Origin of the sequence: Micromonospora parva, from assembly GCF_040649675.1 — a bacterium.
GTDB classification, from domain to species: Bacteria; Actinomycetota; Actinomycetes; order Mycobacteriales; family Micromonosporaceae; genus Micromonospora; species Micromonospora parva.
The window spans coordinates 400,264-425,266 of record NZ_JBEZFX010000004.1 but is presented as its reverse complement, the minus strand read 5'-3'; the positions used below and the strand labels follow the sequence as shown (position 1 = coordinate 425,266).

Sequence of the window (25,003 nt, the reverse complement as noted above, 5' to 3'; positions counted from 1 at the left end):
GTTCACGTCCCCCGATCGTCGGTCGCGGCCGGGTGAAGCGCGCTCGCCCGGAAGGGGTGAACCGGCCCGGGTCGGGTAACCGCTCGCCGACCGGGGGCGGAGCGTGTGGTGGGGGTGGGGCTGGGTGCTGGAACAGAATCAGGTACGGGTCGAACCGGCGCCGGGGCCACCGCTGTTGGCGTCCCGGCTGACACCGGCCGTGCCGCCGGAACCGGTGGTGGCCCGGCCCCGCCTGCTGCGCCGGCTGGACGAGGGCAGTGCGGGACCGGTGACGGTGGTGGCCGCCCCCGCCGGCTGGGGCAAGACGACACTGCTCGCCTCCTGGGTGCGGCTGGGCGGCGCCGCACCCGACGTCCAGCCCGGCGAGGTCGTGCCCGACTCCGGCGACCTGTCGGTGTCGCCCGCGGACACCCCCGTCTCGGCCTGGATGTCGGTCGAGGCCGGCGACGACTCCGACCGGCTCTGGGCGTACCTCGCCGCGGCGCTGCGCTCGGCGATCGGGTCGACCGACGACGGCCCGGTGCCCGACCGGCCACCGCGCCCCGACCAACTGGAGGCGTTGGCCGCCAGGCTCGCCGCCGCCGACCGGCCGGTGCTGCTGATCCTTGACGATCTGCACCGGGTCACCGACCCGGCGGCGTTGACCGGCCTGGAGTTCCTGCTGCGGCACGCCGGCCGGCGGCTCCGGCTGGTGATCGGCGCGCGCGCCGGGCTGCACCTGCCACTGCACCGGCTGCGCCTCGCCGGTGAGCTGACCGAGATCGGCCCGGACGAGCTGGCGTTCACCGACGACGAGGTGGCCGATCTGCTCACCGCCCACGCCGCCGCGCTGCCGGCGAGCGCCGTGCACCGGCTTCGGGAGCGCACCGGCGGCTGGCCGGCCGCGCTGCGCATCGCGGCCCTGGCGGTCCGCGGACAACCCGACCCGGAGCGCTGGGTGGGGCAGTTCGGCGGGGACCAACCGGAGATCGCCGGCTACCTGCACGAGGAGGTGCTGGCGACGCTCGACCCGGGCGAGGTGGACCTGCTGCGGCGTACCGCCCTGGTCGACACCGTCTGCGCCGACCTGGCCGAGGCCCTCACCGGCCGCGCCGACGCCGGGCAGGCGCTGGCCGACCTGGCCGGAACCGGTGGTCTGCTGCACCGGGAGGACACCCGGCCACCCTGGTACCGGTGTGAGCCGCTGCTCGCCGACCTGCTCCGCGCCGACCTGGCCCGGTTGCCCGCCGACGAGCTGCGCGAGCTGCACGTGCGGGCCGCCGACTGGTACGCGGGCGACGGCCGGCCCGCCGACGGACTACGGCACGCCCTGGCCGCCGGCCGCTGGGACCTGGCCGGTGACCTGTTCGTCGCGCACTGGCCGGAGCTGACCCGCTACGACAGTGGCCCGGTGCACGCGCCGGCACCCGCGCCGCCGCCAGCGGAGGTGATCCGCGCCGACCCGGAGGTGGCGTTGGCCTGCGCCGCCGAGCGGGCGTACGCCGGTGACCTGCCGGCGGCCGACGGTCACCTGCGCGCCGCCGCCGGGCACGCCGCGGGCCTGCCGGTGCCGCGCCGGGACCGGTTCCTGCGGTTGGTCACCGCGCTGGAGCTGACCGTGGCCCGGCTCGCCGACGACCGCGGTGAGGTGCGGGCCGCCGCCGCTCGCCTGCTGCGTACCCGCCCGTCGGACGCCACGCCGACCCGGGTGCCGGACAGCCCGCCGACCGGTGTGGTCAGCTCCGCCCCGACGGCCGGTGGCGGCGGCGCTGCGGACGACCTGGACCTGCGGGCGTTCACCGGCACCGCCCTGGGGCTGGTCGAGATGGCCGACGGCGAGCTGCCCACCGCCCGGTTCGTCCGGGCCCGGGCGGCAGCTCGGGAGGCTGAGCGACCGCGCACCGAGCTGGTCGGTGCCAGCCGCGCCGCGCTGCTGCTCGCGGTGCGCGGCGAACTGCGGTCGGCCGAGCAGGCGGCCCGGGACGCCCTCGGCATGCCGCCCTGCCGGGGCTGGTCCTGTCGGCTCGACTGCGGCTACGCGTACCTGGCTCTCGCGGTGGTGGCGCTGCTGCGCGACCAGCCCGACGAGGCCACCGCGAACCTCGCCCTCGCCCTCGCGGCGCTCGACGTGGCGGGCGGTTGGTCCGGCGACGCGGAGGTGGGCGACGAGTGGCTGGCCGCCGCTTCCGGGGAACCGGTGGCGGCGGCGGTGGCCGCGTTGTGCGGGGCTCAGCTGCGCCGCGACTCCGGCGACCCGGCGGCCGGCCAGCGGCTGCTCGTCCGGGCCCGGGAGGCGTTGGCCGACCGGCCGTCCGCCGCCAGGTTGACCGGTCTGCTGCTGGCCGCCGAAGCCGAACTGCGTGCCGCGCGGGGCGACCTGGACTCCGCCCGCGACCTGCTGACCGACGCCGCCGAGGAGGGGACGGACCCGGTGCTCGCGGTGACGTTGGCGAAGATGCAACTGCTGGCCGGCGACACCGCCGCCGCCGCGCGCACCCTGCCGGCATGGCAGGCGCCGGCCGCCACCGCCTGGCCGTTACCGGTACGGCTGGACGCGGGCCTGCTGGACGCGGTGCTGGCCGAGCGGGCCGGGGACGGGCGTCGGGCCGGCCGGATCCTGGAGCAGACGCTGGACCTGGCCGGCCCGCAGGGCTGCCGGAGGGTCTTCACCCGGGCGGAGCCGCCCGTGCGGGACCTGCTCGCCGCGCACCTGGACGCCGGCACCGCGCACTTCGCGCTCGTCAGTGACCTGGTCCGGGGTGCGGGGCAGAGCACCGCCGGGCCGGCCACCGGGATGCGGGGCGCACTCGACGAGCCGCTCACCGAGCGGGAGCTGACCATCCTGCGCTATCTGCAGAGCATCCTGTCCAACGTGGAGATCGCCAGCGAGTTGTCCCTCTCGGTCAACACGGTGAAGACCCACGTCCGCAACATCTACCGCAAGCTCGACGCGACCCGCCGGCGTGAGGCGGTCCGGCGGGCGCGCGAGCTGCGGCTGATCTGAACGGACACGGGTCAGGCGTTGGCGGCGGCGTCCACGGCCGTCAGCAGGTCGGGCAGGTCGTACCCGCCGTCGTGCCGGACGCCGTTGACGAACAGGGTGGGGGTGCCGTTCACCCCGCTGCGGATGCCTCCGACGAAGTCCCGGCGCACCCGGTCCGCGTGCGTCCGGTTCTCCACCTCGGCGTTCAACTCGTCCGGCGGCAGGCCGACCTGCTCGACACCGAGCGAGAGGTGCACCGGGTCGAGCTGGTCCTGGTGCTCGTAGAGCCAGTCGTGCATCTCCCAGAACCGGCCGCGGACACCGGCGGCCTCGGCCGTCTCGGCGGCGCGTTCGGCGTACGGGTGCACGTTGGCGATCGGGAAGTAGCGGTAGACCAGCCGGACGGTGTCGGCCCGCTGCCGCAGCAACTCGTGCAGGTTCGGGTACGCGGCACCGCAGAACGGGCACTGGAAGTCGCCGTACTCGACGATGGTCACCGCCGCGTCGGCCGGTCCCCGGATGTGGTCCTCGGTGGTCACCGGGTCGCGAAGGCGGGCGGTGACCTGCAGTGGCGTGCTCATCCGGCCATCACCTTCCGATCGGCGGCGAGTTGGTCCAGCGCGTCGAAGATGCCGTCGGCGCCGGGGTTCACGTCGGGCGGCGACAGGTAGCTCCAGGTCACCGTCCCGGCCGGGTCGAGCACGACCAGCGCGCGGGCCGCCTCGCCCCGCTGCGGCAGGTACGCGCCGTAGCGGCGGGCCACCTCGCCCTTCGGCTCGAAGTCGGACAGCAGGGGGAACTCGATGCCCTTGCTCTCCGCGAACGCCCGGTGCGACCAGATGCTGTCCACCGACACGCCGAGCACCACCGCCTGGTACTGAGCGAAGACGGGTGCCGCCGACTGGTAGAGCGACATCTGGTCCCCGCAGACCGGGCTCCAGTCGGCGGGGTAGAAGGCGAGCACGACGGGCCGGCCACGGAACTGCTCAGGCCCGACGAGAGCCCCGTCCGGGGTGGCCGGCAATGTGAAACCAGGCGCGGTACGTCCCGGTTGGATCAGCCCGTTCGGATCACTCATGCCACCAGCCTGCTCCCGGGGCGGGTGAGGCGGGCTCACCCACCCCGGGTGGTTCGGCGCCCGCTCGGCGCTGGCGGGCTCAGCGCAGCACCGGGGCGACCGCGATGTGGTTCTGCACCTCCCGGATGCCCGGCGCGGACCACGCCACCTGCTCGACCTCGGCCCGTTCGGGCATCGAGTGCACCAACCCGGCGAGGATCGCCGTGTCACCGTGCACCCGGACGCTGATCCGTTCGGCCTCGGTCGCTCCGGCCCGGGCCAGCGCGTCGACGATCCGCTCGGCCAGGTTGTGGCCGTCCGGCGCGCTGGCCGGTCGGACGGTGATGCCGTTGCTGACCCCGCGGACGCCGGTCAGTCGGGCGACCGCGCGTTCGGCGGCTCGGCGCTGGTACTCCCACTCGACGTCGCCGTGCAACGTCACCCAGCCAGCCGAGACGGTCACCTGGAGTTTCTCGATGGGCACGAACGCGTCCCACTCCAGCCCGTGGCTGGCTGCGGCGGCCAGGTCGCTGTCGGCGCGCTCGGTGCTGTCGGTGAGCTGCACGGCCACGTCGTTGGCGACCGCCCGGACCGAGGTGACCCGGTGCGCGGCCCGTTCGGCGGCCCACTTCTTGGCGTAGCTGTCCACGCGGCCGGTCAGGGTGACGACGCCCTCGGCGACGGTCACGCCGATCTCGTGCGGCTGCACCCGCGGTTCCCAGGTCAGCTCGTCGAGGACGGCGGACTGGATGTCCTGATCGGTGCGGTTGATCTCCGCGATGGCCATCTGTCCTCCTCCGCTGTGGCGATGGCGGACCTGGCGCTGGTCGCGGCCGGAGGTCCGCCGTGCCGCCAGCCTGCCGCCGCCCGAGGTGAGCCGCCCTCGCCCGGACCGGGTGAGGGCGTGGCCCGACCTGGGCGGCCCGGCGTGGAGGCGAGGACCAACATCGATGATGGGAGCGCTTCCAAAGCGAGCGGCTTTCGGTTACGGTAATCGCGTTCCTCGATCGCGGGAGCCGTCGCGTCGGGTGATGGAGCCAGGGCAGCTCCGTCCGTCCCCGTCGTCGTGCTCGTCCCCCGGGCCACGGCGTCACCAGGCGATCGACCCCGTCCCCCGGGGCTCCATCGAGAGGAACCGCAGATGCGGAGAAGTCTCGCCGGCACCGTCGTGTCCGTGCTGGCCGCCGCCACCGCCGTCGTGGTGGTCCCGTTCACCGCCGCCGGGTCGTCCCCCGCCCCGGCCGCGGCGGAGGCGTACACCTGGCGGAACGTCCCGGTCGGCGGCGGCGGCTTCGTCCCCGGCATCGTCTTCAACCCCACCGAGAAGAACCTCATCTACGCGCGCACCGACATCGGCGGGGCGTACCGCTGGGAACAGGGCAGCCAGTCCTGGACGCCGCTGCTCGACTGGGTCGGCGCCGACCGGTGGGGCTACAACGGCGTGGTCAGCATCGCCACCGACCCGGTGCAGACCAACCGGGTGTACGCCGCGGTCGGCATGTACACCAACGGCTGGGACCCGAACAACGGCGCGATCCTGCGTTCGACCGACAAGGGCGCCAGCTGGCAGGCCACCGAGCTGCCGTTCAAGAACGGCGGGAACATGCCGGGCCGGGGAATGGGGGAGCGGCTCGCCGTCGACCCCAACCGGAACAGCATCGTGTACTACGGCGCAGAGGGCGGCAACGGGCTCTGGCGCAGCACCGACCACGGCGCGACCTGGGCCCGCGTCACCGCCTTCCCCAACGGCGGCAACTACCGGGCCGACCCCAGCGACCCGAACGGCTACAACGGGCAGAACCAGGGCCTGACCTGGGTCAGCTTCGACAAGAGCACCGGCACCGCCGGCTCCACCACGCAGACCATCTACGTGGGCGTGGCGGACAAGGACAACCCGGTCTACCGCAGCACCGACGGCGGCGTTACCTGGGCGCGCATCCCCGGTCAGCCCACCGGCTACCTCGCCCACAAGGGGGTCGTCGACCCGGTCGGTGGTCACCTCTACATCGCCACCAGCGACACCGGCGGCCCGTACGACGGCGGCAAGGGCGACGTCTGGAAGTTCACCAGGTCGACCGGGGCCTGGACGCGGATCAGCCCGGTGCCGTCCACCAGTGCCGACGCCTACTTCGGCTACAGCGGGCTGACCATCGACCGGCAACGGCCGAACACCCTGCTGGTCGCCACCCAGGTGTCCTGGTGGCCGGACGCCATCTTCTTCCGCAGCACCGACGGCGGGGCGAGCTGGACGCGGATCTGGGAGTTCAGCAACTACCCGGAGAGGTCCCGCCGCTACACCATGGACATCAGCTCGGTGCCCTGGTTGACCTTCGGTGTCAACCCGGCGCCCCCTGAGGAAAGCCCCAAGCTCGGCTGGATGAACGAGTCGGTGGAGATCGACCCGCACGACTCCAACCGGATGATGTACGGCACCGGCGCCACCATCTACGGCACCACCGACCTGACCAAGTGGGACACCGGTGGTCAGTTCACGCTCCGGCCGATGGTCCGAGGGCTGGAGGAGACCGCCGTCCTCGACCTGGTCAGCCCGCCCAGCGGCGCACCGCTGATCAGCGCGCTCGGCGACGTCGGCGGGTTCCGACACACCGACCTGGACACCATCCCGTCGATGCTGTTCACCCAGCCGGTCTTCACGAGCACCACCAGCCTGGATTACGCGGAGAACAAGCCCGCGGTGCTGGTACGCGCCGGCAACTTCACCGACGCCGACCGCCCCAACGACAGTCACGTCGCATTCTCCACCGACGGCGGCGCCACCTGGTTCCAGGGCACCGAACCGTCCGGGGTCAACCTGGGTGGCACGGTGGCCGCCGCCGCGGACGGCAGCCGGTTCGTCTGGGCACCCGGTGACGCCGGTCAACGCGTGGTCCACGCGGTCGGTTTCGGCAACTCCTGGGCGCCGTCGACCGGCATTCCGGCGAACGCGACGATCGAGTCCGACCGGGTCGACCCCGCCCGGTTCTACGGCTTCAGCGGCGGGCGCTTCTACCTCAGCACCGACGGCGGGGCCAGCTTCACCCCGACCGCGGCGACCGGTCTGCCCACCACCGACGTGCGGTTCAAGGCCCTGCCGGGCCGGGCCGGCGAGGTGTGGCTGGCCGGGCCGGGTGGCCTGTGGCGCTCCACCGACGCGGGTGCGAGCTTCACCAGGCTGAGCGGCGTCAGCGCCAGCGGCAACGTCGGCTTCGGCAAGGCGGCACCCGGGCGGACCAACCCCGCAGTGTTCCTCTACGGCACGGTGAACGGTCAACCCGGCGTGCACCGCTCCGACGACACCGGCGCGACCTGGGTACGCGTCAACGACGACCGCCACCAGTACGGCAACCCGACCGAGGCGTTGACCGGCGACCCGCGTGTCTACGGTCGGGTCTACCTCGGCACCAACGGTCGCGGGATCCTGGTCGCCGAGCCCAGCGGCGAGCCCCCGACCACGCCCCCGCCGACCACGCCCCCGCCGACCACGCCGCCCCCGACCACGCCGCCCCCGACCACGCCGCCCCCGACCACCCCGCCGCCGACGACGCCCCCGCCGACCACCCCGCCGCCGGCCGCCGGTTGTGCGGCGACCTACCGGGTGACCGGCTCCTGGTCAGGCGGCTTCCACGCCGAGTTGACGGTCAGCAACACCGGCAGCGCCCCCATCGCCGGGTGGACGCTGGGCTGGACCTTCACCGACGGCCAGCAGGTCAACCAACTCTGGGGCGGCACCCACACCCAGACCGGGGCCGCGGTAACGGTCCGGGACAGCGGCTGGAACGGCGCGCTCGCCGCCGGGGCCAGCACCACCGCCGGTTTCCTCGGCTCCTGGACCGGCAGCAACACGCCCCCGACGGCCATCACCTGCACGAGTCGCTGAGCGGGTGATCCGGGTCGGGACCCCGGATCACCACCAGACACCGGTCCGCCGGGCCGCCTGAGGGGTCCGGCACCCGGCGGACCGGTTCCACCCCAGCACCACGACGGGCTCCACCCGACCCAAGTCGAGTGGAGCCCGTCGTGGCGCTGTCGTTCAGACGGCGGGGGAGTTGGGGCGGTCGACGTCGACGAACTCCACGTCGTCGACGGCACGGTCGTCGCGGCTGCCCGCGGCCCGCGCGGCGGAACCGACCGCCCAACCGACCGCCGCGCCGGCGAGCGCGGCGCCGATCAGCAGCGTCCAGGGCAGTGCCGGCTGGCGGCCGGCGAGCGCGTCGAAGGCCAGCGAGGCGCGGCGTCGCGCCTCCTCGGCGGCGGATCCCACCAGGTCACCCGCCCCGTCGGCGAGGTCACTGCTGTTGCGACGGGCCGAGCGGGCGGTGTCCAGCACACTGTCTCCGGCGGAGCTGACCGCCGAGAGCAGGTGCTCCCAGGCCTGCTCAGCGATCCGCTCCGGCTTGCTGCGGCGGTCCAGCAGGTTGGTTCCGAACATCGTGGTTACCTCCTCGGGTGCCGAAGCCGCCGGCCACTTCGGACTTCGGCGTCTTTCCAGCGCGTCACGGTGTCGTCCACCCCGCAGTGCCCCGCGTCAGCCGGGCGCAAACCCCGACCGCCGCGGAGCACCGCCAGCTCGGCGCGCCGGCAACCCGGCGCGCCACCGACTCAGCGCACCGCTGACACGGTGACGCCGCGGGCGAAGTCGTCGTCATCGTCGTCATCGTCGTCTCCGCCACCGAAACCGCAGGCCAGGACGAGGGCGAGCAGAACGCCGACGCCGGCCAACCCGGCAAGTCGCTTGATCATCGAAGATCCTCTCCGTCACGGCGGGTGTCCCGGCCGATGCTAGGGCGCGTGGGCAACCGGCGGCACGGATCACACCCGCCGACCGGGTGCGACACGCCGACGGCGCACGGGGCTGGCGTACGTCGGGGGCCGGTTGTCGGGCGTGCCGCGTCCGGACCGCTACCCTGGTTCGGCGGCGCGTCGGTCCCGACTGATCGTCGATGTTCAGATAACAAAAACTCTTGAGTAATCAAATACTGAAAAGTGCGGATATGGGCAGCTTTTTGGGCCCGGATCCGCGAATTGCTCATCCCGAGGGGTGGCGACCGAGGCCATCGGAGGAATACTCTCGGTCGCGGCCCGCGTACTGATGAGGCGCCCGGGGGACGGGCGGGTGGAGGTGCTCGCGTGAGCCTGTCGATCGTGAAGTCGGTTCTGTCCGGTGGTGTCGTGGAGATCGCCCCACGGGGCGAAATCGACGTCGACACCGCGTACGAGGTGCGCGAAGCGATCGCGGAGGTGCTGGCCAAGGGCCGGCCGCTGCGCATCGAACTCAACATGAGGCTGGTCACCTTCATCGACTCGGTCGGCATCAGCGCCATGGTGGCCGGCTTCCAGACGGCCGAGGTCAGCGACGTCAAGCTGGTCGTCACCGAGCCGAGCCGGTTCGTGCACCGGCAGCTCTGGGTGACGGGCCTGCTCGGCCTCTTCGGCGCCCCGGAGCCCTACTTCGCCGGCGCCGCCACCCCCGAGGTGCTGCCCGGCGCCTGAGCGCCCGTCAGGGCTGCTCGTCCAGGCCGGTCAGGTCGATGTCGGTCGCCTCGGTGACCGCTCGGACGGCCGTCACCGACGCGTACCCGGCGGCCAGCAACGCCACGTCCGTGCCGGGCTGTGCGGCCTGCCCCGGTTCCTCCAGCGAGGTACGGACGAAGCCGTGGCCGGATTCGGCCACCGTCATCTGCACCTGGCCGAAGCTGGCCAGGCTGCCTCGCCGCACCCCGCGAAGCTGCCCGTGCGGCAGGTCCGGGGCGTTCACGTTGAGCACGCTCTCCGACGGCGCGGAGGTCAACCGGGGGAGCAGGTCCAGGGCGACCCGCGCGGCGGTGCTCCAGTGCCGCTCGGCGTCGCGTACGCGGGCGGCGGCGTCCACCGCGGCGCCACCGCTCGCGGCCGTCGCCTCGCCGGCCGAGAGCACGTCGAGGGAGACCGCCATCGCCCGGCACCCGTTCGTGGCGGCGGTGAACGCGGCGCCCACGGTCCCGGAGTGCAGCACCGCCCGGCCGGCGTTGGCACCCCGGTTGACCCCGGAGAGCACCACCGACGGCGGTGGACCGAACGCCCCGTGCAGGGCGATCAGCGTGATGAAGCCGGGGGACCCGGCGACCCCGTACGCCGGCACACCGGCCAGGTCCGGCAGCGGGTGGTCGTTCACGACGACCCGCCCGTCGCGTTCCATGGCGCTCATCGCGGCGCTGGTGCCGCTCGCCTCCTCCATCGGCGCGGCGACCACCACGTCCAGGCCCCGCTGTCGGGCCGCCCAGGCCAGCGCCTGGATGCCCGGCGCCGCGATCCCGTCGTCGTTGGTGATCAACACTCGCAGTGTCATCGCTCGGCCACCCGGTCGGCCAACTCGTCCGGGGTGGTCCGCTCCTGTTGCCGGCTGTCCGCCGGCACCAGTCGGACCCGGTCCACCAGGCCGGTGATCGAGTCCAGTCGTCCGGTGCCCAGGCCGTGCCGGGTCACGTTCAGCGCGCCGGCGGCGGCGCCGGTGCGGATGGCGGTGCGGATGTCCCCGCCCCGGGCCACGACGGCCGCCACTCCGGCGGTCATCGAGTCGCCCGCGCCGCGCGGGTCGGCGGCCTCCAGCCGGGGCATCTCGACCTGGAACAACTCCCCGTCGATGAGCGCCAACGCCGGCTGGTCGGCGCGACTCACCACGACGGTCTCGGCGCCGCCCGCGTGCAACTCGTACATGGCCTGGGTCAGTTCCACGGTGTCGTCGCTGCGGGCGCGGCCGTCGCGGATCAACTCCTCGTGACTCACCTTGAGGAAGAACACCCCGCTCTCCAGCACCGAACCGAGGTGATCGCCGGAGAGGTCGACCACCACCCGGCCGCCGTTCGCGCCGAGGTCGGCGGCGAAGCGTCGGTACAGGTCGGCCGGTACGAGCCAGGGCTCGTTGGGTCCACTGAGGATGCTCACCGAGGCCCGCAGGCCCTCACCGAGGGCGAGGTTGTACAACTCGTCGATCTCATGCCGGCTCAGTGGCTGCCCGGGTACGTCGACGATCTCCTGCCGGGAGCCGTCCCGGCGATCGTGCACGTACCCGCCGCTGCCGGAGTCGCGGACCACCACCTTGAGGTCCACGCCCTCGCTGACCAGCAGCGGCTCCAGCACCTGGCCGATCTCACCACCGAGGGCGGTGCAGAGCACCACGTCGACACCGAGGGAGATCACCATCCGGGACTGCCAGACGCCCTGCCCGCCGGGGTGCAGGTGCAGCTCGGGGTGATCGTTTGGCTGGTCAACGGTCACCGTCAGCTGTGGAGTGGGCGCGAAGACCATCACGTGCCCGCTCATCGGTTGTCCCCGTACAGGTGGCCGCGCTCCGGCATCTTCGGAAGATTTCGCACTAACTGAGCTTAATGGGGCAGATGGTGGCGGCTCGCCGCATCGGCCCGGCCCGGCGCGGCGTCGGGTGCGATCGGGCGTTGCCAGCCGGACATCGGTACGGGACGATCGGGCGACCAACGGCGGCGGGAGACGGTGTGCTCAGCAGCGATACCTTCAGCTACACCGTCCAGGCCCGGAGTTCACCAGCCGAGGCCGCGGCGCTGCTCAGCGACCTGACCCGGCAGGGCGAGCTGCATCCGCTGATCGTCCAGGTCCGCCGGGTGCCGCCCCGGCCCGGGGCGCGGGCCAGCTACACGATCAACGACCGGTTGGTGGCCGGCCCGCTGCGCTTCCGGACCACGTACCACGCGGACGTGCTGATCAGCGAGACCGACGAGATCGTCATGGTGGCCCGCCAGTGGCCGGCGACCACGGTGCGCAACCACACCCGACTGCGCGCCGAGCCCGACGGCCTGGTCCGCATCGACGTGGAGATCACCCTGACGGCGCCGACGCCGCTGTTCCGGTACGCGTTCCGCCAGGCCCGAGCCGCCCACCTCGCCCTCGCCACCCGGCTGGGCGCAGCCCTCGACCGCACCGGCGAACCCCCACCGCCCCCGGCCTGACCCTCCGCCCCGCCCCGGCCCGCCACCCCGCTTCATGATCGTGCTCAATCCAGGATGTAGTGGCCTCCTGTCGCATCGAGGCCACTACATCCTGGTTCGAGCGCGATCACGGGTGGGCGCCGGCCACGCGCGATCATGGGTGGACGCCGGCCACGAGCGTCATGGGTGGGCGGGGGTCGTTAGGACCGTGCGGTGGCGCGGCCGCGGCCGGCGACGGTGGCTGCGGCGGTGCGTCGGCGGCCCCACGGCTTGTAGGTGGAGAGCACCGTCGCGATGATCATCAGGCTGGTCGACACGGCCGGCGCGATGACCAGGTCGGCGCGATCCCGGGCGGGCAGGGCGGCGCCGACCGCTCCGGCGTGGCGCAGGTTCGGGGTGAGCAGGAACAGCACCAGCCCGACCATCACGGTGGTGAGCACGAGCTTGACCAGCACCCAGCGGTGCCGCAGCAGGCCCCACGGGGTGAGCAGCGAACTGGCCACTCCGATCAGCCAGACCAGGACGCTCAGCGGCGCGAACAGCACCGTGCCGATCAGGGCCGTGACCGGGTAGACCACCGCCGGGTCGGCGCCCCGCTGCACGGCGATGCCGAGGGTGAGCAGCACCAGGTCGGTGCCGAGCCAGCCGAGCGAGGTGACGAGGTGCAGGGTGAGCAGCGCCTTGCGGGTGGTGGGTCGGATCCGAGGCATACCGCGATGCTGCCCGCCGGCCCTGGCCGGGTCGTCCGCCGAGCGACGACATCAGGGGTACGCCCGGCGACGTAGCCGGCCCCGGACGCGGGTGATGCCTGTGAGTCATCACGATGACTCACAGGCATCTCCACGCGTGGGTCAGTAGACCGACAGGTGTACGTGGTTGGTGTGGTCGGTGGACGGGGTCCCGTGCGCCCCGCTGTACGACTTCCATCCGCTGCTGGGCAGCCAGATCTGCTTGTACCAGATCACGTAGAGCACGGCGAGCCGGTCCGCGTTGCGGATGAAGTACGCGGCCAGGTTGTTGCCGTAGGTCTTGTCGCCGCCGGTCGCGGCTCCGCCGAAGCCGCCCTTCTGTGCGGCGAAGTCGCAGGCCCGGCCCTTCGGGTGCTCACCGGAGCCGCTGGGGCGGTGGCACGAGACGTACCGGGTGAAGCCCGCCGCCTTGGCCTGGTTGAGCGCGTGCAGGGTACGGGGGGTGATGCAGCCGCTGGCCGGCGTGGGGTCGTTCACGCTGCACGACTCGGAAGGCCAGGAGCCGTCGGAGTTGCGCGGCGCGGCCGTCGCGTTGGCGGTGGAGGTGCCCCGGTTGGAGCCGGTGTCGGCGGTGCTCTGTGTCTTGGGTGTGGTGGCCACGGTCAGGGCCCGTTCGGCCTGTTCCTTGCGCTTGGCCATCACCGCGACCTGCTTGCGCTGTTCAATGATCTCGCCGTCCAGTGCGACCCGGGTGCGGGTGGCCTGGTCCTTGCTCTTCAGCAGGTCGCGCAGCACCCGGTCCTCGTTGGCGGCCACCGCGTCCAGGGCGGCTGCCCGGTCCATGAAGCCTTCCGGGGTGCTGCTGTTGAGCAGCGCCGACATCGCGCCGAGTCGTCCGGTCCGGTACGCCACCTCGGCGATCTCGCCGACCTTGCCGTTGCGCTGGTCGATCTCGACCTCGATGGTCTTCAGCTGGGTGGTGAGCTGCTTCTGCCGTTGTACCGAGGTGTCCAGGGCTCGTTTGGCGTCCAGGTAGCCCTTGCTGGCCGCCTCGAGTTGGGCGCGCAACGCCGGGGTGCCGCCCTCCTCGTCGGAGTCGGGTGCGGCGGCCCGCAGGCCGGTCGGGGGAGCGGCCGAGGCGGTGCCGGCCGGAAGCGCGACGCCGAGGGCGAACATCGCGACGATCAGGGCCGCCAGTCGGGCGGCGGGTGGTCGTGCTGGTGCCACTGCGCATGTCCTTCCGTCAGCCGCCGACCGGGTTAGCTGACGGGTTCGGGACGGAAGATCCCTACCGCTGACGCGGATGCACCCCAGGAACATGGTTCCCCGGTTCGCCCGGTTGGGCGATTAGGCGGCGACCGCCACCGGCGCCGGGAGGCGCCGCCTGGTGGAGGCCGGGACCGAGCCTACCGGTGCCGGTGGGGCCGCTGCAGCCAATGTGACGGACGGTGCGTGCGTCACCACGGAAAATTACCTTAAAAGTGAGCAATGCTCCGAAAAGATCGTCACCACTCGATGGAGCCACACGCGCCGGAGGCGGCGCCCGGCTCGATCTGCAACGTCGCGTGTTCGATGCGGAAGTCGTCGTGCAGGGCCGTACGCGCCGCGGTGAGCACCGCGCCGACCTCCGCCCCAGGCGCCATGGTCAGGTGTGCGGAGGCCACCTCCATGCCCGAGGTGAGCGTCCAGACGTGCAGGTCGTGCACCTCGACGACGCCGGGCACCGCGGCCAGCCGGTCGTGCACGGCGGTCACCTGGAGGTGCTCAGGGGCGGCCTGCACCAGGATGCGGATAGCGGCGCGGGCCAGCCGCCAGGTGCGCGGCAGGATGAACACGCCGATGGCGACCGCGACCAGGGGGTCCGCCCACCACCAGTCGGTGACGGTGATGAGCAGCGCCGCCCCGATGACGCCGACCGAGCCGAGCAGGTCACCGAGCACCTCCAGGTAGGCGCCCTGGAGGTTGATGCTCTCCCGGGCCCCGGCGCGCAGCAGGGCGAAGGCGGCGATGTTCGCGAGCAGACCGAGCACGGCCACCGCGAGCATCGGGCCGGCGATGACCTGGTGCGGGTCGCCGAACCGACGGATCGCCTCGATCACCACGTAGATCGCCACGCCGGAGAGCAGGACGGCGTTGGCCAGCGCGGCGAGCACCTCGAGCCGGTAGAGCCCGAAGGTGCGCTGCGGGTCGTTGGTGGCCCGCCGGGTCGCCGTGATCGCGGCGAGCGCCATCCCGATGCCGAGCACGTCGGTGAACATGTGCCCGGCGTCGGAGAGCAGGGCGAGTGAGCCGGTGTGCAGGGCGGTCACCGCCTCGACCACCATCAGGGTGGCGAGCAGCCCGAACGCCGCCCAGAGTCGACCCCGGTGCTGGTGTGCGGCATTGGCGACGGACCCATGGTGGTGGTCATGACCTGCGCCCACGAGATTCACCTTCCGCCGCCGGCCGGGACCCGGTCAAATGTATGCTCACATCGCTATGTGTGCAAGTGTACGGGTGATGCCTCGCGCTGGCGGCGGTCCGCGCAGGTCAGCCGGTCGGGTCGATGGTGGTGAGCCGCTGGGTGGCCCGGGAGAGCGCCACGTACAGGGTGCGTACCCCGGCGCCCGGATCCGCCCGGATCTCGCTCGGGGCGACCAGCACCACCGCGTCGTACTCCATGCCCTTGGCCTCCAGGCTGGTCACCACCTGCAACCTGGGCGCGCCGAGCGCGCCGAGCCAACCGGCGACCTCGTCACGGCGGGGGACCGGCGTGATCACCCCGACCGTGCCCTCCACCTCGGCCAGCAGGCCGGCGGCGGCCTCGACGGTCGCGGTCTCCAACCCGGCGGCCGGCACCACCAGCTCGACCGGTTCGACCCCGGTGGAGCGGACGGCGGTCGGCAGCGGCAGGTCGGGATAGAGCCGGCGGATCTCCGCCGCCGCCACCGCGAAGATCTCCGACGAGTTGCGGTAGTTCGTGGTCAGCGTGAACTCGTGTCGCTTACGCCGGCCCAGCGCCTGGTCCCGGGCTCGGGTCAGCTCCTCCGGGTCGCCGGTCCACGCGGTCTGCGCAGGGTCGCCCACCACCGTCCAGGAGGCCAGCCGGCCACGGCGACCGACCATCCGCCACTGCATCGGCGAGACGTCCTGCGCCTCGTCCACCACCACGTGCGCGTAGTCCCGGTAGTCCTCCGGCCGCTCCCGGGCCGCCGCGCGGGCCGCCCGCTGCCGTTCGCCGAGGGTGCTCAGCTCGCGGACACCACCGGCGAGCTGGAACGGATCGCGTCGCGCCTTGGCCGGCTGCGCGGGCTTACCGAGCAGCGCGTCCAACTCGTCCAGCAACGCCACGTCGGCGATGGTCAGCCCGGCCGAGTCCAGGTTCCGGTACGCGGCGGTGAGCAGCCGGATCTCCGCCGAGGAGAGGATTCCCGCGGCGTACCGGCGCAGCCGGTCCGGCTGCGCCAGCCAACCGAGTACGTGCCGGGGGTGCAGTCGGGGCCACCACGCCTTGAGGAACTCCCGGAACTCCGACCGCTCGGCGATCTCGGCCTCGAAGGCCGGTTGCTCCGGCAGCCGGCCGCTGCTCAGCTCACGGGCCTGCGCCCAGAGCGCCGCGAACACCCCGTCGAAACCGGCCCGGCGCACCTCGTTGCGTGGTGCGCCGCGGTGCAGCGCGCGGTCCCGGATCCGGTCCAGCGCGGCCCGGTCCAACCGCAGCAGCGTGCCCCGGTAGAGCAGCCGCAGCTCACCCGGGCCGCCCGGCACCGCGTCGCGGGCCGCACGCTCCAGCACCCGGCGCATCCGCAGTGAGCCCTTCACCGCCGCCACCTCGGGCGGATCGGTGCGGGTGGCGGTCATGCCCGGAAAGAGGGTGCCCAGCGAGTGCAGGGTCGCGGTGTCCTCACCGAGCGACGGCAGCACGGAGCCGATGTACTCGACGAAGACCGACGACGGGCCGACCACCAGGATGCCGCCGCCCGCGTAGCGACTGCGGTCGGAGTAGAGCAGGAAGGCTGCCCGGTGTAGGGCGACAGCGGTCTTACCGGTGCCGGGGCCGCCCGCCACGATCGTGACCCCGGAGCCGGGGGAGCGGATCGCTTCGTCCTGTTCCCGCTGGATGGTCGCCACGATGTCGCGCATGCCCCGACCAGTGGCCTTGGAGAGGGTGGCCAGCAACGCGCCGTCACCGACCACCGTCATCCCCTCGGGGGCGGCGGTCGGGTCCAGCAGGTCGTCCTCGATCCGGGTGACCCGCTCGGCGCGGGACTGGATGGTGCGGCGCCGCACCACGTCCAGCGGCTGCGCCGGGGTCGCCTGGTAGAAGGCGGCGGCGGCCGGCGCACGCCAGTCGACGACAAGTGTGACGGCGTCCTCGTCGCGGATCCCGAGTCGCCCGACGTGCAGCACCTGACGGTCGCGCAGGTCCAACCGGCCGAAGACCAGCCCCTCGTGCTCGGCGTCCAGGGTGTGCCGCCGTTGCGCCGCGTGGAAGACCATCGCGTCGCGCTCGACCAGGGCACCGTGCGTGCCCACCCGTGCCATCCGGTAGCCGTCGCGTTCGGCACGGACGGCCGACTGCCGCAGCTCGGCCAGTCGGGCGTACACCCGGTCGAGGTGTCGTTGCTCGACGGCGATCTCCTGCTCAAGGCCGTTCTGGTCGGTCAACGCACGCTCCTTCAAAGGTCGCCGGCAGGCGGCGGGAACCGCGCGGGCCAACCGCAGAAGGGTACGGCCCCGGGCTCGACCCGCCGCGCCCGAGGTGCGCGAACGTGCTCAGGCACCCGTCTCGGCCGGGGTCACGTCGCAGCTGGCCGACGGCGATTCGGCGAGCACCCGCCGCACCACGCCGGTGAGCGCGGCGTTGACCTCGTCCGGGCGTTCCATCATCAACATGTGCCCGGCACCCGGGCAGACGGTCAGCTCGGTGGCCGGCAGGGCCGCCGCGATCGACTCGGCGCACGGCGGTGGGGTCAGCCGGTCCCGGTCGCCGACCAGGGCGGCGGCCGGCAGGTGGGCCAGCGCGGCGAGGGTGTCCAGTCGGTGCTGGGTGCCGATCGAGGCGCGGAACCCGCCGATCGAGCGCAGCGAGGCACGAGCCACCGCCGACGTCACCAGGCGGATGTCGGCCGGCTCGCAGCGGTCGCCGAAGAGCATCCACCGGATGCTCGGTTGCAGCGCGTTCAGCAGTGCCCGGGGCGCCCGCCACGAGCCACACCGGGCCAGTACGCCGGCGCCGGTCGTCTCGGCCAGCCGGATCAACCGGGCGATCCGCGGCGAGAGCCCGTAGACGGTGTGCGTGTGCCCCTCAGCGGTGGTCGAGACGAAGACCAGGCCGGCGGCACGGGCGGCGAAGTGCGCGGGGTGGCGGTGGGCGTACTCCATGATCGTCATGCCGCCCATCGAGTGCCCGACCAGCACCACCGGGCCGGCCGGCGCCACCGCGTCGATCACCGCGGCCAGGTCGTCACCCAACTGGGCCAGGGTGGCGGTGGGCAACGCCATGCAGCTGGACCGGCCGTGCCCTCGCGCGTCGTAGGCGACCACCCGCACCGCGTCCCCGAACGGCGTCGCGGTGAGCGCGTCGACCTGCCGGTGCCAGGCGCGTCCGTCCAGCGTCCAGCCGTGCAGCAGGATGGCGGTGATCTGGGCGTCTGTCGGCCCTGTCGCCTCGACGTTGAGCCGTACGCCGTCCGGCAGACCGACCTCGAACCGCTCCGGCATCGCCACCTCCCCAGGGCCGCCCAGCACCACAAGCACCGGGATACCCGGCGGTAACACCGGCTACCCGCCATCACAGCACGCCAATCGCGCCCTGGCGAACATTCCCGACCGCACCCGCGATGGACGGCGGCGGGCCAAGCTGAACGGCATGGGGTCGTCGGGAGCGCCCATGGGCGCGACGTCGGGGCAGGGGCGGCAGGCCGGCGGTACGCCCCGGGCCGCGCTGGCCGATCTGCTCGCCGGCAACCGGCGGTTCGTCAGCGGCCAGCCGGTGCACGGACACGACGTCACGGCCGCTGCCGCTGCCTCCGGCGACCAGCAGCCGTACGCGGTGGTGCTGGGCTGCATCGACTCCCGGGTGCCGCTGGAGGCGATCTTCGACCAGACCTTCGGCGCGATCTGTGTGATCCGTACCGGCGGGCACGTGCTCGATCGCGCGGTCTGCGGCTCGATCGAGTACGTGGTCGGCCAGCTCGGCGTACCGCTGGTGATGGTCCTCGGCCACGAGCGGTGCGGCGCGGTGGAGGCCACCGTGCGGGCGCTGCGCGCCGGACAGCGTCCCGGGGGGTCGTTGGCGCACCTGGTGGACGAGATCGCCCCGGCGGTGACCGAGGTGGGGATCGACGACCCGGCAGTGCAGCCGCTGGCGATCCGCCGGCACGTCCGGCGCACGGTGCGCATCCTGCGCGCGGACGACCTGCTGGCCGGGCCGGTGGCCGCCGGCCGGGTGGCAGTGGTCGGCGGGCTCTACGACCTGGCCACCGGCGAGGTCGCCCTGATCGACCCAGGCTGACCTGCCCCCTGCTCGACGGGCTGGCCCGACCCGACCCCGGACACGCGAAACCGCCCGCCGGACTGTCCCGGCGGGCGGTTTCGGTTGGTGCGGTGGGGGAGGGCTCAGCCCTCGAAGACGCCGGCCGCGACCAGGCGCTTCTCGGTGGCCTCCCAGCCGTCACCCGGGTGGGTGGCAGCCAGGTTGTTGATCTCCGCCCGGATCTTGGCGGCGTGGCCGGCGGCGGCCAGCACGCGGATCTCCTCGACGAACGCGTCGGAGTCCGTGCGCAGGTGCGCGGTCTTGCCGTTGGTCAGGTTCCGCACGTAGGCGTGCTTGCCGCCGTTGAGCGGGATGAGGTACTTGAACTCGCCCAGCACGCTGAGGGCGCCACCCTGGCCAGCCTGGCCGGCCCGGACGGACGCGCGCGCGGTCTTAGAGGTGTTGCTCGCCACGGAGGTACTCCTTGCAAGACGTACGGGAGGACTGGACGTCCGGGGGCTGTGTGCGGGCCGTACGTGAACTCGACCCGCGAAGGTGTAACGCGGCATAAGCCGCCGGTGGAACTGTACAGGACCACGACATCATGCTGGTCGTCGCGGTGTCCTGAGAGGCAACGGCGACCACCCGTCCGGCTATTCCGACCGGCGATTTTTCCGATTCCCTGGCGCACCACGCGTCACACAAGTCATCATGTGTTGCAGCAGCCACCTGGGTGGACGAGGTCGTAGGGGAAGACGCACCTCGCTCTCCGGGAGGTCACCGTGCCAACGCGTGGCGTCGTATACGTCCACTCGACCCCGCTCGCCGTGTGCTCGCACGTCGAGTGGGCGATCGCGCGCGTCCTAGCCGCGCCGGTCAACCTGCAGTGGACGGCTCAGCCCGTCGACCCCGGCGCACGCCGGGCCGAGTGCGGGTGGACCGGTCGTCCGGGGACGGGCGCCGAGCTGGCCGCTGCCCTACGGCAGTGGCCCATGATCCGTTTCGAGGTCACCGAGGAACCGAGTCCCGGGGCCGACGGCGAGCGCTTCATGTACGTGCCGGCCCGTGGCCTCTTCCGGGCGACGGTCGGCGTGGCCGGCGACATCCAACTCGGCGAGGACCGGCTTCGGACGCTGATGGCGGCCTCGCGGGCCCCGGAGGCGCTGGCGCACGCCCTCGACAAGGCGCTCGGCACGGCGTGGGACGCTGACCTGGAGCCCTACCGGTACGCGGGCGACGGCGCCCCGGTGACCTTGCTCACCCGGGTGGGCTGACCCGACGGTCCGCGAGTCGGCGACGTGCACGCCCGTCCGCCCAGGCACGCACGGGCGGTAAGGTCAAGTTGCCCCGATAAGGGAGAAGCTGGTGGGATGGGCGGCGTGTCGAATCGCCCGTGGCGCGCTCCTGTCGCTGTCGCCGCCCTGACCGCCCTGCTCGTCGCCGGCTGCTCGGGCGGCTCGCCCCGCCCCGCCCCGACGCCCAGCCCCACCGCCCCGTCCGGTGGTCCGAGCGCCCCGGCCGCGCCGCCGGCCGCCGATCCCGCCGGCCGGGCGGCCGCGCTGGTGGCGACGCTGTCCGACGAAGACCTGGTCGGCCAGGTGCTGATGCCCTACGCCTACGGCGACTCGGCGACAAAGGTCTCCGCCGGCTCGGCGGCTGGTAACCAGGCCCTCGCCGGGGTCGACACCCCCGCCGACATGATCGCCAAGTACCGGCTGGGTGGCCTGATCCTGGTCGGTTTCAGCGCCGACGACCCCACCAAGGGCAACCAGGAAACCACCAACGTCGACAACCCCCAGCAGGTGCACGAGCTCACCACCGGCCTGCGTGCCGCCGCCGGTCGGCTCGCCACCGGCCCCGCACCGCTGCTGATCGGCACCGACCAGGAGTACGGCGTCGTCACCCGCGTGACCGACGGGGTCACCGTGCTGCCCAGCGCCCTCGCGGCCGGCGCGGCCGGTGACCCGAAGCTCACCGAGGCGGCCTGGCGGGCCGCCGGCACCGAGCTGGCCGCGATGGGCATCAACATCGACTTCGCCCCGGTGGCCGACGTGCTGGCCACCCGCAGCACCGTGATCGGCTCCCGGTCCTACGGCGCCGACCCGAAGCAGGCCGCCGCGCAGGTGGGCGGAGCGGTCCGGGGCCTCCAGGCGAGCGGGGTCGCGGCCACCCTGAAGCACTTCCCCGGGCACGGCCACAGCGCCGACGACTCGCACCAGGATCTGCCGGTGCTCACCCAGTCCGCAGCGGCGTTGCAGAGCGGCGCGTGGCCACCGTTCACCGCCGGGATGGACGCGGGCGCGATGGCAGTGATGTCCGGTCACCTGGACGCGCGCGCGATCGACCCGGGGACCCCGGCGACGTTCTCGCACAAGCTGCTCACCGACGTACTGCGCGGCCAACTCGGCTTCAAGGGCGTGGTGATCACCGACGGGATGAACATGCCGCCCGCGAAGCGCTGGGCTCCCGGCGAGGCGGCGGTCCGGGCGCTCAACGCCGGCAACGACCTCATCCTGATGACCCCGAACGTCGCTCAGGCGTACGACGGGTTGCTCGCCGCGCTGCGCGGCGGATCACTGCCCCGGACCCGACTGGTCGAGGCGGTAACCCGGGTGCTGACCATGAAGTTCCAGCTCGCGGAGCTGCCGGCGGCGCAGATGTCCACGCTCAACACCCCGGCGCACCGGGCGGCGGCCGAGGCGCTGGCCGCCGCCGCCGTCACCGTGCTGCGGGGCACCTGCGGCGCGGAGGTACGGGGGCCGGTCACCGTCACCTCGTCCGGCGGTCGGGACGGCACTCGGGCCACGCTCACCGCCGCGCTGACCGCCGCCGGGGTGTCGGTCAAGCCCAGCGGCGGCACTGTCGTGCACCTGGTGGGCTACGGCGACGGCGCCGAGGACCTGCGCGCCGACGCGGCGGTCACTGTCGCCATGGACACCCCGTACGTGCTGGCCGGCGCCACGTCACCGACGCTGCTGGCCACGTACTCCTCCAGCCGGGCGTCGATGACCGCGCTGGCCGCCGTGCTCGGCGGCAAGGCCCGGCCGGGCGGCCGGTCCCCGGTGGCCGTCCCCGGACTGCCCGCGAGCACCTGTCGCACCTGACTTGTCGACGCGTGCGCCGGGCGACCTCACTCGCCCGGCGCGAGCCCGCGCACCGCGAGCCGGTACGCCGGCAGCACGTCGGTCCGCTCGGTGATCAGCCCCTCGTTGACAGCGAAGACCAGCGTCTGCCCGGCCGACTGGACGGCCAGCGCCCAGTTGCGCGACTCCTCCTCGACCAGCGGGTTGGTGGCGATCCAGGTCATCTCGGTGCCGTCGAAGCCGCCGGCGCGTAGGTCGCGGAACTGTGCCCCGGTGACCGTCTCGCCGGCCCCGGCCGCGAAACCCTCCAGCGCGGCGCGCGGTGTGCCGGTTGGCGAGTCCGCAGCCCAGATCCGCAGGAATCCGCCACCGGCCGAGCGGCCGTCCACCTCGCAGCGCACCGTGGTGCCGCCGCGCTTGGTGAGCGCCTCGCCGACCAGTTCGGCCAGCTCACCCTTGGGCTGCTCGATGGCCTTTGCCGTCCACCCGTCGGCCAGGGGAAACGACACCGGGACCGGGCAGGGCGAACCCGTACCGCCGGTCGTGCCGCCGGGCGACGCCGGGGCCACCTCGTCGTACCAGGGCTCACCCGTGGCCTGCGGCGCAGGGCCGCCGGCCGTGGCACCGGTGGGGGCGGCGTCGTCACCGCAGCCGGCCAGCAGGCCGAGGGCGAGCAGCGCCGACACGGCAACGCGGGTACGAGTGTCCATGGTGGTGATCCCCGTCAGTCGATCTTCAGTCGGCCCATCTAAGCCAGGCGCTGTCCCGGCGTCAATCGGCATCGGCTCCGCGCCACCGAAATCGGGTCGCCCCGACCCCGGCCGGTCTGACAACCTCCCCCCATGGGAGCGGCAGCGGGATTCCGGCACACGCAACGGGCGGACGGCACAGTGGTGATCACCCACCACGGACGGGTCGCCGGGACGCTGCGCGGCGCGCGGGCCGAGGAGTTCCTCGCCGAGGTCGACGACGATCCGCAGTTGGTGATGGCCCGCTGGACCGGCAACTACCGCCACGGCAACGAACGCACCGCGAAACAGCACCCCCGCAACCGGGGCTGAACGACGTAAGGGCCCCTCCTCGTCGAGGAGAGGCCCTAGTGCGTGTGTCGAAGCCCCTGGCCGGCCTGCGGCGGGCCCAGACAACGGCCGGCCGCGTTGGAGGTTGGGCCGGATACAACACCGGTATCCGGCCCAACCTCCGCCTTGCCGGACCGCCGCCTGGACTCCGCCTCGGCTCGACCGAGGACTTCGACACACGCCCTTACGCAGTAGCTCAGGGTCGGGCGAAAACGAGCGCCACGTTGTGGCCGCCGAAGCCGAACGCGTTGTTCAACGCGGCCGGGATCTCCATCGGGCGGGCCTTGTGCGCGGCGACGTCCAGGGTGAGGCCGGGCTCCGGGTCGTCCAGGTTGATCGTCGGCGGGACGATGCTGTCGCGGATCGCCAGGATGGTGGCGATCGACTCCAGCGCGCCCGCCGCGCCGAGCAGGTGACCGGTCATCGACTTCGTCGCGGACAGCACCGGGTGGTCGCCGAGCGCCTTGTGCAGCCCGCCGATCTCCAGCATGTCCCCGACCGGGGTCGAGGTGGCGTGCGCGTTGACGTGCACGATGTCGCGCTTGGCGATGTCCGCGTCGGCGATCGCCTTGGCGATGGCCCGGATGGCGCCCTCGCCCTCGGCGTGCGGCTGCACGATGTCGTACGCGTCGGAGGTGATGCCGGCACCGGCGAGGCGCGCGTACACCCGGGCGCCCCGGGCTGCGGCGTGCTCGGCCCGCTCCAGCACCACGATGCCGGCGCCCTCACCGAGGACGAAGCCGTCCCGGCCCCGGTCCCACGGGCGGGAGGCCCGCTCCGGGTCGTCGTTGCGGGTCGACATGGCCCGCATCGAGCTGAAGCCGGCGATCGGCAGCGGGTGGATGACCGCCTCGGTGCCGCCGGCCACCACCACGTCGGCCCGGCCGGAGCGGATGATGTCCAGGCCCAGGGCGATCGCCTCGGCGCCGGTGGCGCAGGCGCTGGCCACCGAGTGCACGCCGGCCTTCGCGCCGAGCTCCAGGCCCACCCAGGCAGCCGGACCGTTCGGCATCAGCATCGGGATGGTGTGCGGGGAGACCCGCCGTGGTCCGGAGGCCTCCAGGATGTCGTCCTGGGCGAGCAGGGTGGTGGCACCGCCGATGCCGGAGCCGACGCTGACGGCCAACCGCTCCCCGTCAAGGTCGGAGCCGGCGAGGCCGGCGTCCGCCCAGGCCTGCTGCGCCGCGATGATCGCGATCGCCTCGGAACGGTCCAGGCGGCGCAGGCGGACCCGGTCCAGCACCTCGGACGGCTCCACCGCCAACTGGGCGGCGATCCGGACCGGCAGTTGCTCGGCCCACTCCTGGGTGAGAGCACTCACCCCGGAGCGGCCGGCGAGCATGGCGTCCCAGGTCGACGCGACGTCCCCGCCAAGCGGGGTCGTCGCGCCGAGCCCGGTGACGACGACGTCGGAACGACTCATGATCAGGACTGGGCCGCGATGTAGCTGACAGCGTCACCGACGGTCTTGAGGTTCTGCACCTCGTTGTCCGGGATCTTGACGCCGAACTTCTCCTCGGCCGCGACCACGACCTCCACCATGGAGAGCGAGTCGACATCGAGGTCGTCGGTGAAGGACTTCCCCTCGGCCACGTCGTCCGGGTTCACCCCGGCAACCTCTTCGAGGATCTCGGCGAGGCCGGTGGTGATCTCGTCACGGGTCATTGCGGTTGGTTCCTTTCATCGGGATTATCCGGCGGTCGGCGTCGCCCACCGCCACTCCTCGACGCGTACGCGCC

The 25,003-nt window shown here is 73.1% G+C and carries 23 protein-coding genes, 1 pseudogene and 1 riboswitch; of the genes and pseudogenes, 8 read left to right on the top strand and 16 right to left on the bottom strand.

Annotated elements, in window-relative coordinates; all coding sequences use genetic code 11:
* Window positions 1-56: 56 nt before the first annotated feature.
* Window positions 57-2,983, top strand: a pseudogene (locus tag AB0C03_RS13220) (winged helix-turn-helix domain-containing protein).
* An 11-nt stretch (window positions 2,984-2,994) separates the two neighbouring features.
* On the opposite strand, the gene AB0C03_RS13215 reads toward AB0C03_RS13220, so the two are convergent.
* From AB0C03_RS13215 to AB0C03_RS13205, 3 genes are all read right to left on the bottom strand, one after another.
* Entirely contained in the window at window positions 2,995-3,543 is a 549-nt protein-coding gene (locus AB0C03_RS13215) for a DsbA family protein (protein WP_030330312.1), read from the bottom strand.
* Window positions 3,540-4,040, bottom strand: a complete 501-nt coding sequence (locus tag AB0C03_RS13210) for a redoxin domain-containing protein (RefSeq protein WP_210861600.1) — start codon at window positions 4,038-4,040, stop codon at window positions 3,540-3,542. Before AB0C03_RS13210 ends, AB0C03_RS13215 begins: the two co-directional genes overlap by 4 nt.
* A gap of 79 nt (window positions 4,041-4,119) precedes the next feature.
* On the bottom strand, window positions 4,120-4,806 hold the full coding sequence (locus tag AB0C03_RS13205; protein WP_030330308.1) for a BON domain-containing protein: 687 nt from the start codon (window positions 4,804-4,806) through the stop codon (window positions 4,120-4,122).
* A 354-nt stretch (window positions 4,807-5,160) separates the two neighbouring features.
* Between AB0C03_RS13205 and AB0C03_RS13200 the strand changes: the two genes are divergently transcribed.
* On the top strand, window positions 5,161-7,896 hold the full coding sequence (locus tag AB0C03_RS13200; RefSeq protein WP_357636671.1) for a cellulose binding domain-containing protein: 2,736 nt from the start codon (window positions 5,161-5,163) through the stop codon (window positions 7,894-7,896).
* Window positions 7,897-8,049: 153 nt separating this feature from the next.
* Here AB0C03_RS13200 and AB0C03_RS13195 read toward each other — a convergent pair whose 3' ends face one another.
* Both AB0C03_RS13195 and AB0C03_RS13190 read right to left on the bottom strand, forming a co-directional pair.
* Window positions 8,050-8,448, bottom strand: a complete 399-nt coding sequence (locus tag AB0C03_RS13195) for a hypothetical protein (RefSeq protein ID WP_030330304.1) — start codon at window positions 8,446-8,448, stop codon at window positions 8,050-8,052.
* A 170-nt stretch (window positions 8,449-8,618) separates the two neighbouring features.
* Entirely contained in the window at window positions 8,619-8,759 is a 141-nt protein-coding gene (locus AB0C03_RS13190; protein ID WP_156057395.1) for a hypothetical protein, read from the bottom strand.
* Window positions 8,760-9,146: 387 nt separating this feature from the next.
* On the opposite strand from AB0C03_RS13190, the gene AB0C03_RS13185 reads away from it, so the two are divergent.
* The gene (locus AB0C03_RS13185; protein ID WP_030330302.1) at window positions 9,147-9,509 is read left to right on the top strand and encodes an STAS domain-containing protein; all 363 of its coding nucleotides are present in this window, start codon (window positions 9,147-9,149) and stop codon (window positions 9,507-9,509) included.
* A 7-nt stretch (window positions 9,510-9,516) separates the two neighbouring features.
* Here the strand turns inward: AB0C03_RS13185 and surE are convergent, their stop codons facing one another.
* Together surE and AB0C03_RS13175 are read right to left on the bottom strand one after the other, a co-directional pair.
* A complete protein-coding gene (gene surE, locus AB0C03_RS13180) occupies window positions 9,517-10,344 on the bottom strand; it encodes a 5'/3'-nucleotidase SurE (protein WP_030330301.1) in 828 nt (275 codons plus the stop codon).
* On the bottom strand, window positions 10,341-11,318 hold the full coding sequence (locus tag AB0C03_RS13175) for a 1-phosphofructokinase family hexose kinase (protein ID WP_209444515.1): 978 nt from the start codon (window positions 11,316-11,318) through the stop codon (window positions 10,341-10,343). Before AB0C03_RS13175 ends, surE begins: the two co-directional genes overlap by 4 nt.
* 188 nt (window positions 11,319-11,506) lie before the next feature.
* On the opposite strand from AB0C03_RS13175, the gene AB0C03_RS13170 reads away from it, so the two are divergent.
* Window positions 11,507-11,977, top strand: a complete 471-nt coding sequence (locus AB0C03_RS13170; RefSeq protein ID WP_357636666.1) for an SRPBCC family protein — start codon at window positions 11,507-11,509, stop codon at window positions 11,975-11,977.
* A gap of 179 nt (window positions 11,978-12,156) precedes the next feature.
* On the opposite strand, the gene AB0C03_RS13165 is transcribed toward AB0C03_RS13170, so the two are convergent.
* The 5 genes from AB0C03_RS13165 to AB0C03_RS13145 form a co-directional block, all read right to left on the bottom strand.
* Window positions 12,157-12,666 carry a hypothetical protein gene (locus AB0C03_RS13165; protein WP_357636663.1) on the bottom strand — a complete coding sequence of 170 codons (510 nt, stop codon included), beginning with the start codon at window positions 12,664-12,666 and terminating at the stop codon, window positions 12,157-12,159.
* A gap of 141 nt (window positions 12,667-12,807) precedes the next feature.
* Window positions 12,808-13,872, bottom strand: a complete 1,065-nt coding sequence (locus AB0C03_RS13160; protein WP_030330294.1) for a coiled-coil domain-containing protein — start codon at window positions 13,870-13,872, stop codon at window positions 12,808-12,810.
* Window positions 13,873-13,877: 5 nt separating this feature from the next.
* Window positions 13,878-14,009, bottom strand: a riboswitch (cyclic di-AMP (ydaO/yuaA leader).
* A 141-nt stretch (window positions 14,010-14,150) separates the two neighbouring features.
* On the bottom strand, window positions 14,151-15,068 hold the full coding sequence (locus AB0C03_RS13155) for a cation diffusion facilitator family transporter (protein ID WP_030330292.1): 918 nt from the start codon (window positions 15,066-15,068) through the stop codon (window positions 14,151-14,153).
* A 106-nt stretch (window positions 15,069-15,174) separates the two neighbouring features.
* Complete coding sequence (locus tag AB0C03_RS13150) at window positions 15,175-17,292, bottom strand: HelD family protein (RefSeq protein ID WP_357636659.1); 2,118 nt, start codon at window positions 17,290-17,292, stop codon at window positions 15,175-15,177.
* A 108-nt stretch (window positions 17,293-17,400) separates the two neighbouring features.
* On the bottom strand, window positions 17,401-18,348 hold the full coding sequence (locus AB0C03_RS13145) for an alpha/beta fold hydrolase (RefSeq protein WP_357636656.1): 948 nt from the start codon (window positions 18,346-18,348) through the stop codon (window positions 17,401-17,403).
* A gap of 169 nt (window positions 18,349-18,517) precedes the next feature.
* Between AB0C03_RS13145 and AB0C03_RS13140 the strand changes: the two genes are divergently transcribed.
* Entirely contained in the window at window positions 18,518-19,141 is a 624-nt protein-coding gene (locus tag AB0C03_RS13140) for a carbonic anhydrase (RefSeq protein ID WP_210863459.1), read from the top strand.
* A 104-nt stretch (window positions 19,142-19,245) separates the two neighbouring features.
* Here the strand turns inward: AB0C03_RS13140 and AB0C03_RS13135 are convergent, their stop codons facing one another.
* Entirely contained in the window at window positions 19,246-19,575 is a 330-nt protein-coding gene (locus AB0C03_RS13135) for a hypothetical protein (RefSeq protein WP_030330285.1), read from the bottom strand.
* 309 nt (window positions 19,576-19,884) lie between these two features.
* On the opposite strand from AB0C03_RS13135, the gene AB0C03_RS13130 reads away from it, so the two are divergent.
* Both AB0C03_RS13130 and AB0C03_RS13125 read left to right on the top strand, forming a co-directional pair.
* The gene (locus AB0C03_RS13130) at window positions 19,885-20,376 is read left to right on the top strand and encodes a DUF3145 domain-containing protein (RefSeq protein WP_030330284.1); all 492 of its coding nucleotides are present in this window, start codon (window positions 19,885-19,887) and stop codon (window positions 20,374-20,376) included.
* Between the two features lie 96 nt (window positions 20,377-20,472).
* Window positions 20,473-22,206, top strand: a complete 1,734-nt coding sequence (locus tag AB0C03_RS13125; RefSeq protein ID WP_357636653.1) for a glycoside hydrolase family 3 protein — start codon at window positions 20,473-20,475, stop codon at window positions 22,204-22,206.
* 26 nt (window positions 22,207-22,232) lie between these two features.
* Here AB0C03_RS13125 and AB0C03_RS13120 read toward each other — a convergent pair whose 3' ends face one another.
* Window positions 22,233-22,895 carry a lipoprotein gene (locus AB0C03_RS13120; RefSeq protein WP_357636650.1) on the bottom strand — a complete coding sequence of 221 codons (663 nt, stop codon included), beginning with the start codon at window positions 22,893-22,895 and terminating at the stop codon, window positions 22,233-22,235.
* A gap of 132 nt (window positions 22,896-23,027) precedes the next feature.
* Here AB0C03_RS13120 and AB0C03_RS13115 point away from each other — a divergent pair, with 132 nt between their 5' ends.
* Window positions 23,028-23,246: a hypothetical protein gene (locus tag AB0C03_RS13115; RefSeq protein ID WP_030330279.1), complete on the top strand. Its 219-nt coding sequence runs from the start codon at window positions 23,028-23,030 to the stop codon at window positions 23,244-23,246.
* 214 nt (window positions 23,247-23,460) lie between these two features.
* Here AB0C03_RS13115 and fabF read toward each other — a convergent pair whose 3' ends face one another.
* Window positions 23,461-24,687: a beta-ketoacyl-ACP synthase II gene (gene fabF / locus AB0C03_RS13110; protein WP_030330277.1), complete on the bottom strand. Its 1,227-nt coding sequence runs from the start codon at window positions 24,685-24,687 to the stop codon at window positions 23,461-23,463.
* 2 nt (window positions 24,688-24,689) lie between these two features.
* On the bottom strand, window positions 24,690-24,929 hold the full coding sequence (locus AB0C03_RS13105; RefSeq protein WP_030330276.1) for an acyl carrier protein: 240 nt from the start codon (window positions 24,927-24,929) through the stop codon (window positions 24,690-24,692).
* Window positions 24,930-25,003 lie beyond the last annotated feature (74 nt).

Bases quoted from the DNA above. Each gene is read 5' to 3' on its own strand.
- AB0C03_RS13215 (WP_030330312.1), bottom strand. From the start codon at position 3,543: ATGAGCACGCCACTGCAGGTCACCGCCCGCCTTCGCGACCCGGTGACC.
- AB0C03_RS13210 (WP_210861600.1), bottom strand. From the start codon at position 4,040: ATGAGTGATCCGAACGGGCTGATCCAACCGGGACGTACCGCGCCTGGT.
- AB0C03_RS13205 (WP_030330308.1), bottom strand. From the start codon at position 4,806: ATGGCCATCGCGGAGATCAACCGCACCGATCAGGACATCCAGTCCGCC.
- AB0C03_RS13200 (WP_357636671.1), top strand. From the start codon at position 5,161: ATGCGGAGAAGTCTCGCCGGCACCGTCGTGTCCGTGCTGGCCGCCGCC.
- AB0C03_RS13195 (WP_030330304.1), bottom strand. From the start codon at position 8,448: ATGTTCGGAACCAACCTGCTGGACCGCCGCAGCAAGCCGGAGCGGATC.
- AB0C03_RS13190 (WP_156057395.1), bottom strand. From the start codon at position 8,759: ATGATCAAGCGACTTGCCGGGTTGGCCGGCGTCGGCGTTCTGCTCGCC.
- surE (WP_030330301.1), bottom strand. From the start codon at position 10,344: ATGACACTGCGAGTGTTGATCACCAACGACGACGGGATCGCGGCGCCG.
- AB0C03_RS13175 (WP_209444515.1), bottom strand. From the start codon at position 11,318: ATGAGCGGGCACGTGATGGTCTTCGCGCCCACTCCACAGCTGACGGTG.
- AB0C03_RS13165 (WP_357636663.1), bottom strand. From the start codon at position 12,666: ATGCCTCGGATCCGACCCACCACCCGCAAGGCGCTGCTCACCCTGCAC.
- AB0C03_RS13145 (WP_357636656.1), bottom strand. From the start codon at position 18,348: ATGCCGGAGCGGTTCGAGGTCGGTCTGCCGGACGGCGTACGGCTCAAC.
- AB0C03_RS13140 (WP_210863459.1), top strand. From the start codon at position 18,518: ATGGGCGCGACGTCGGGGCAGGGGCGGCAGGCCGGCGGTACGCCCCGG.
- AB0C03_RS13125 (WP_357636653.1), top strand. From the start codon at position 20,473: ATGGGCGGCGTGTCGAATCGCCCGTGGCGCGCTCCTGTCGCTGTCGCC.
- AB0C03_RS13120 (WP_357636650.1), bottom strand. From the start codon at position 22,895: ATGGACACTCGTACCCGCGTTGCCGTGTCGGCGCTGCTCGCCCTCGGC.
- AB0C03_RS13115 (WP_030330279.1), top strand. From the start codon at position 23,028: ATGGGAGCGGCAGCGGGATTCCGGCACACGCAACGGGCGGACGGCACA.
- fabF (WP_030330277.1), bottom strand. From the start codon at position 24,687: ATGAGTCGTTCCGACGTCGTCGTCACCGGGCTCGGCGCGACGACCCCG.
- AB0C03_RS13105 (WP_030330276.1), bottom strand. From the start codon at position 24,929: ATGACCCGTGACGAGATCACCACCGGCCTCGCCGAGATCCTCGAAGAG.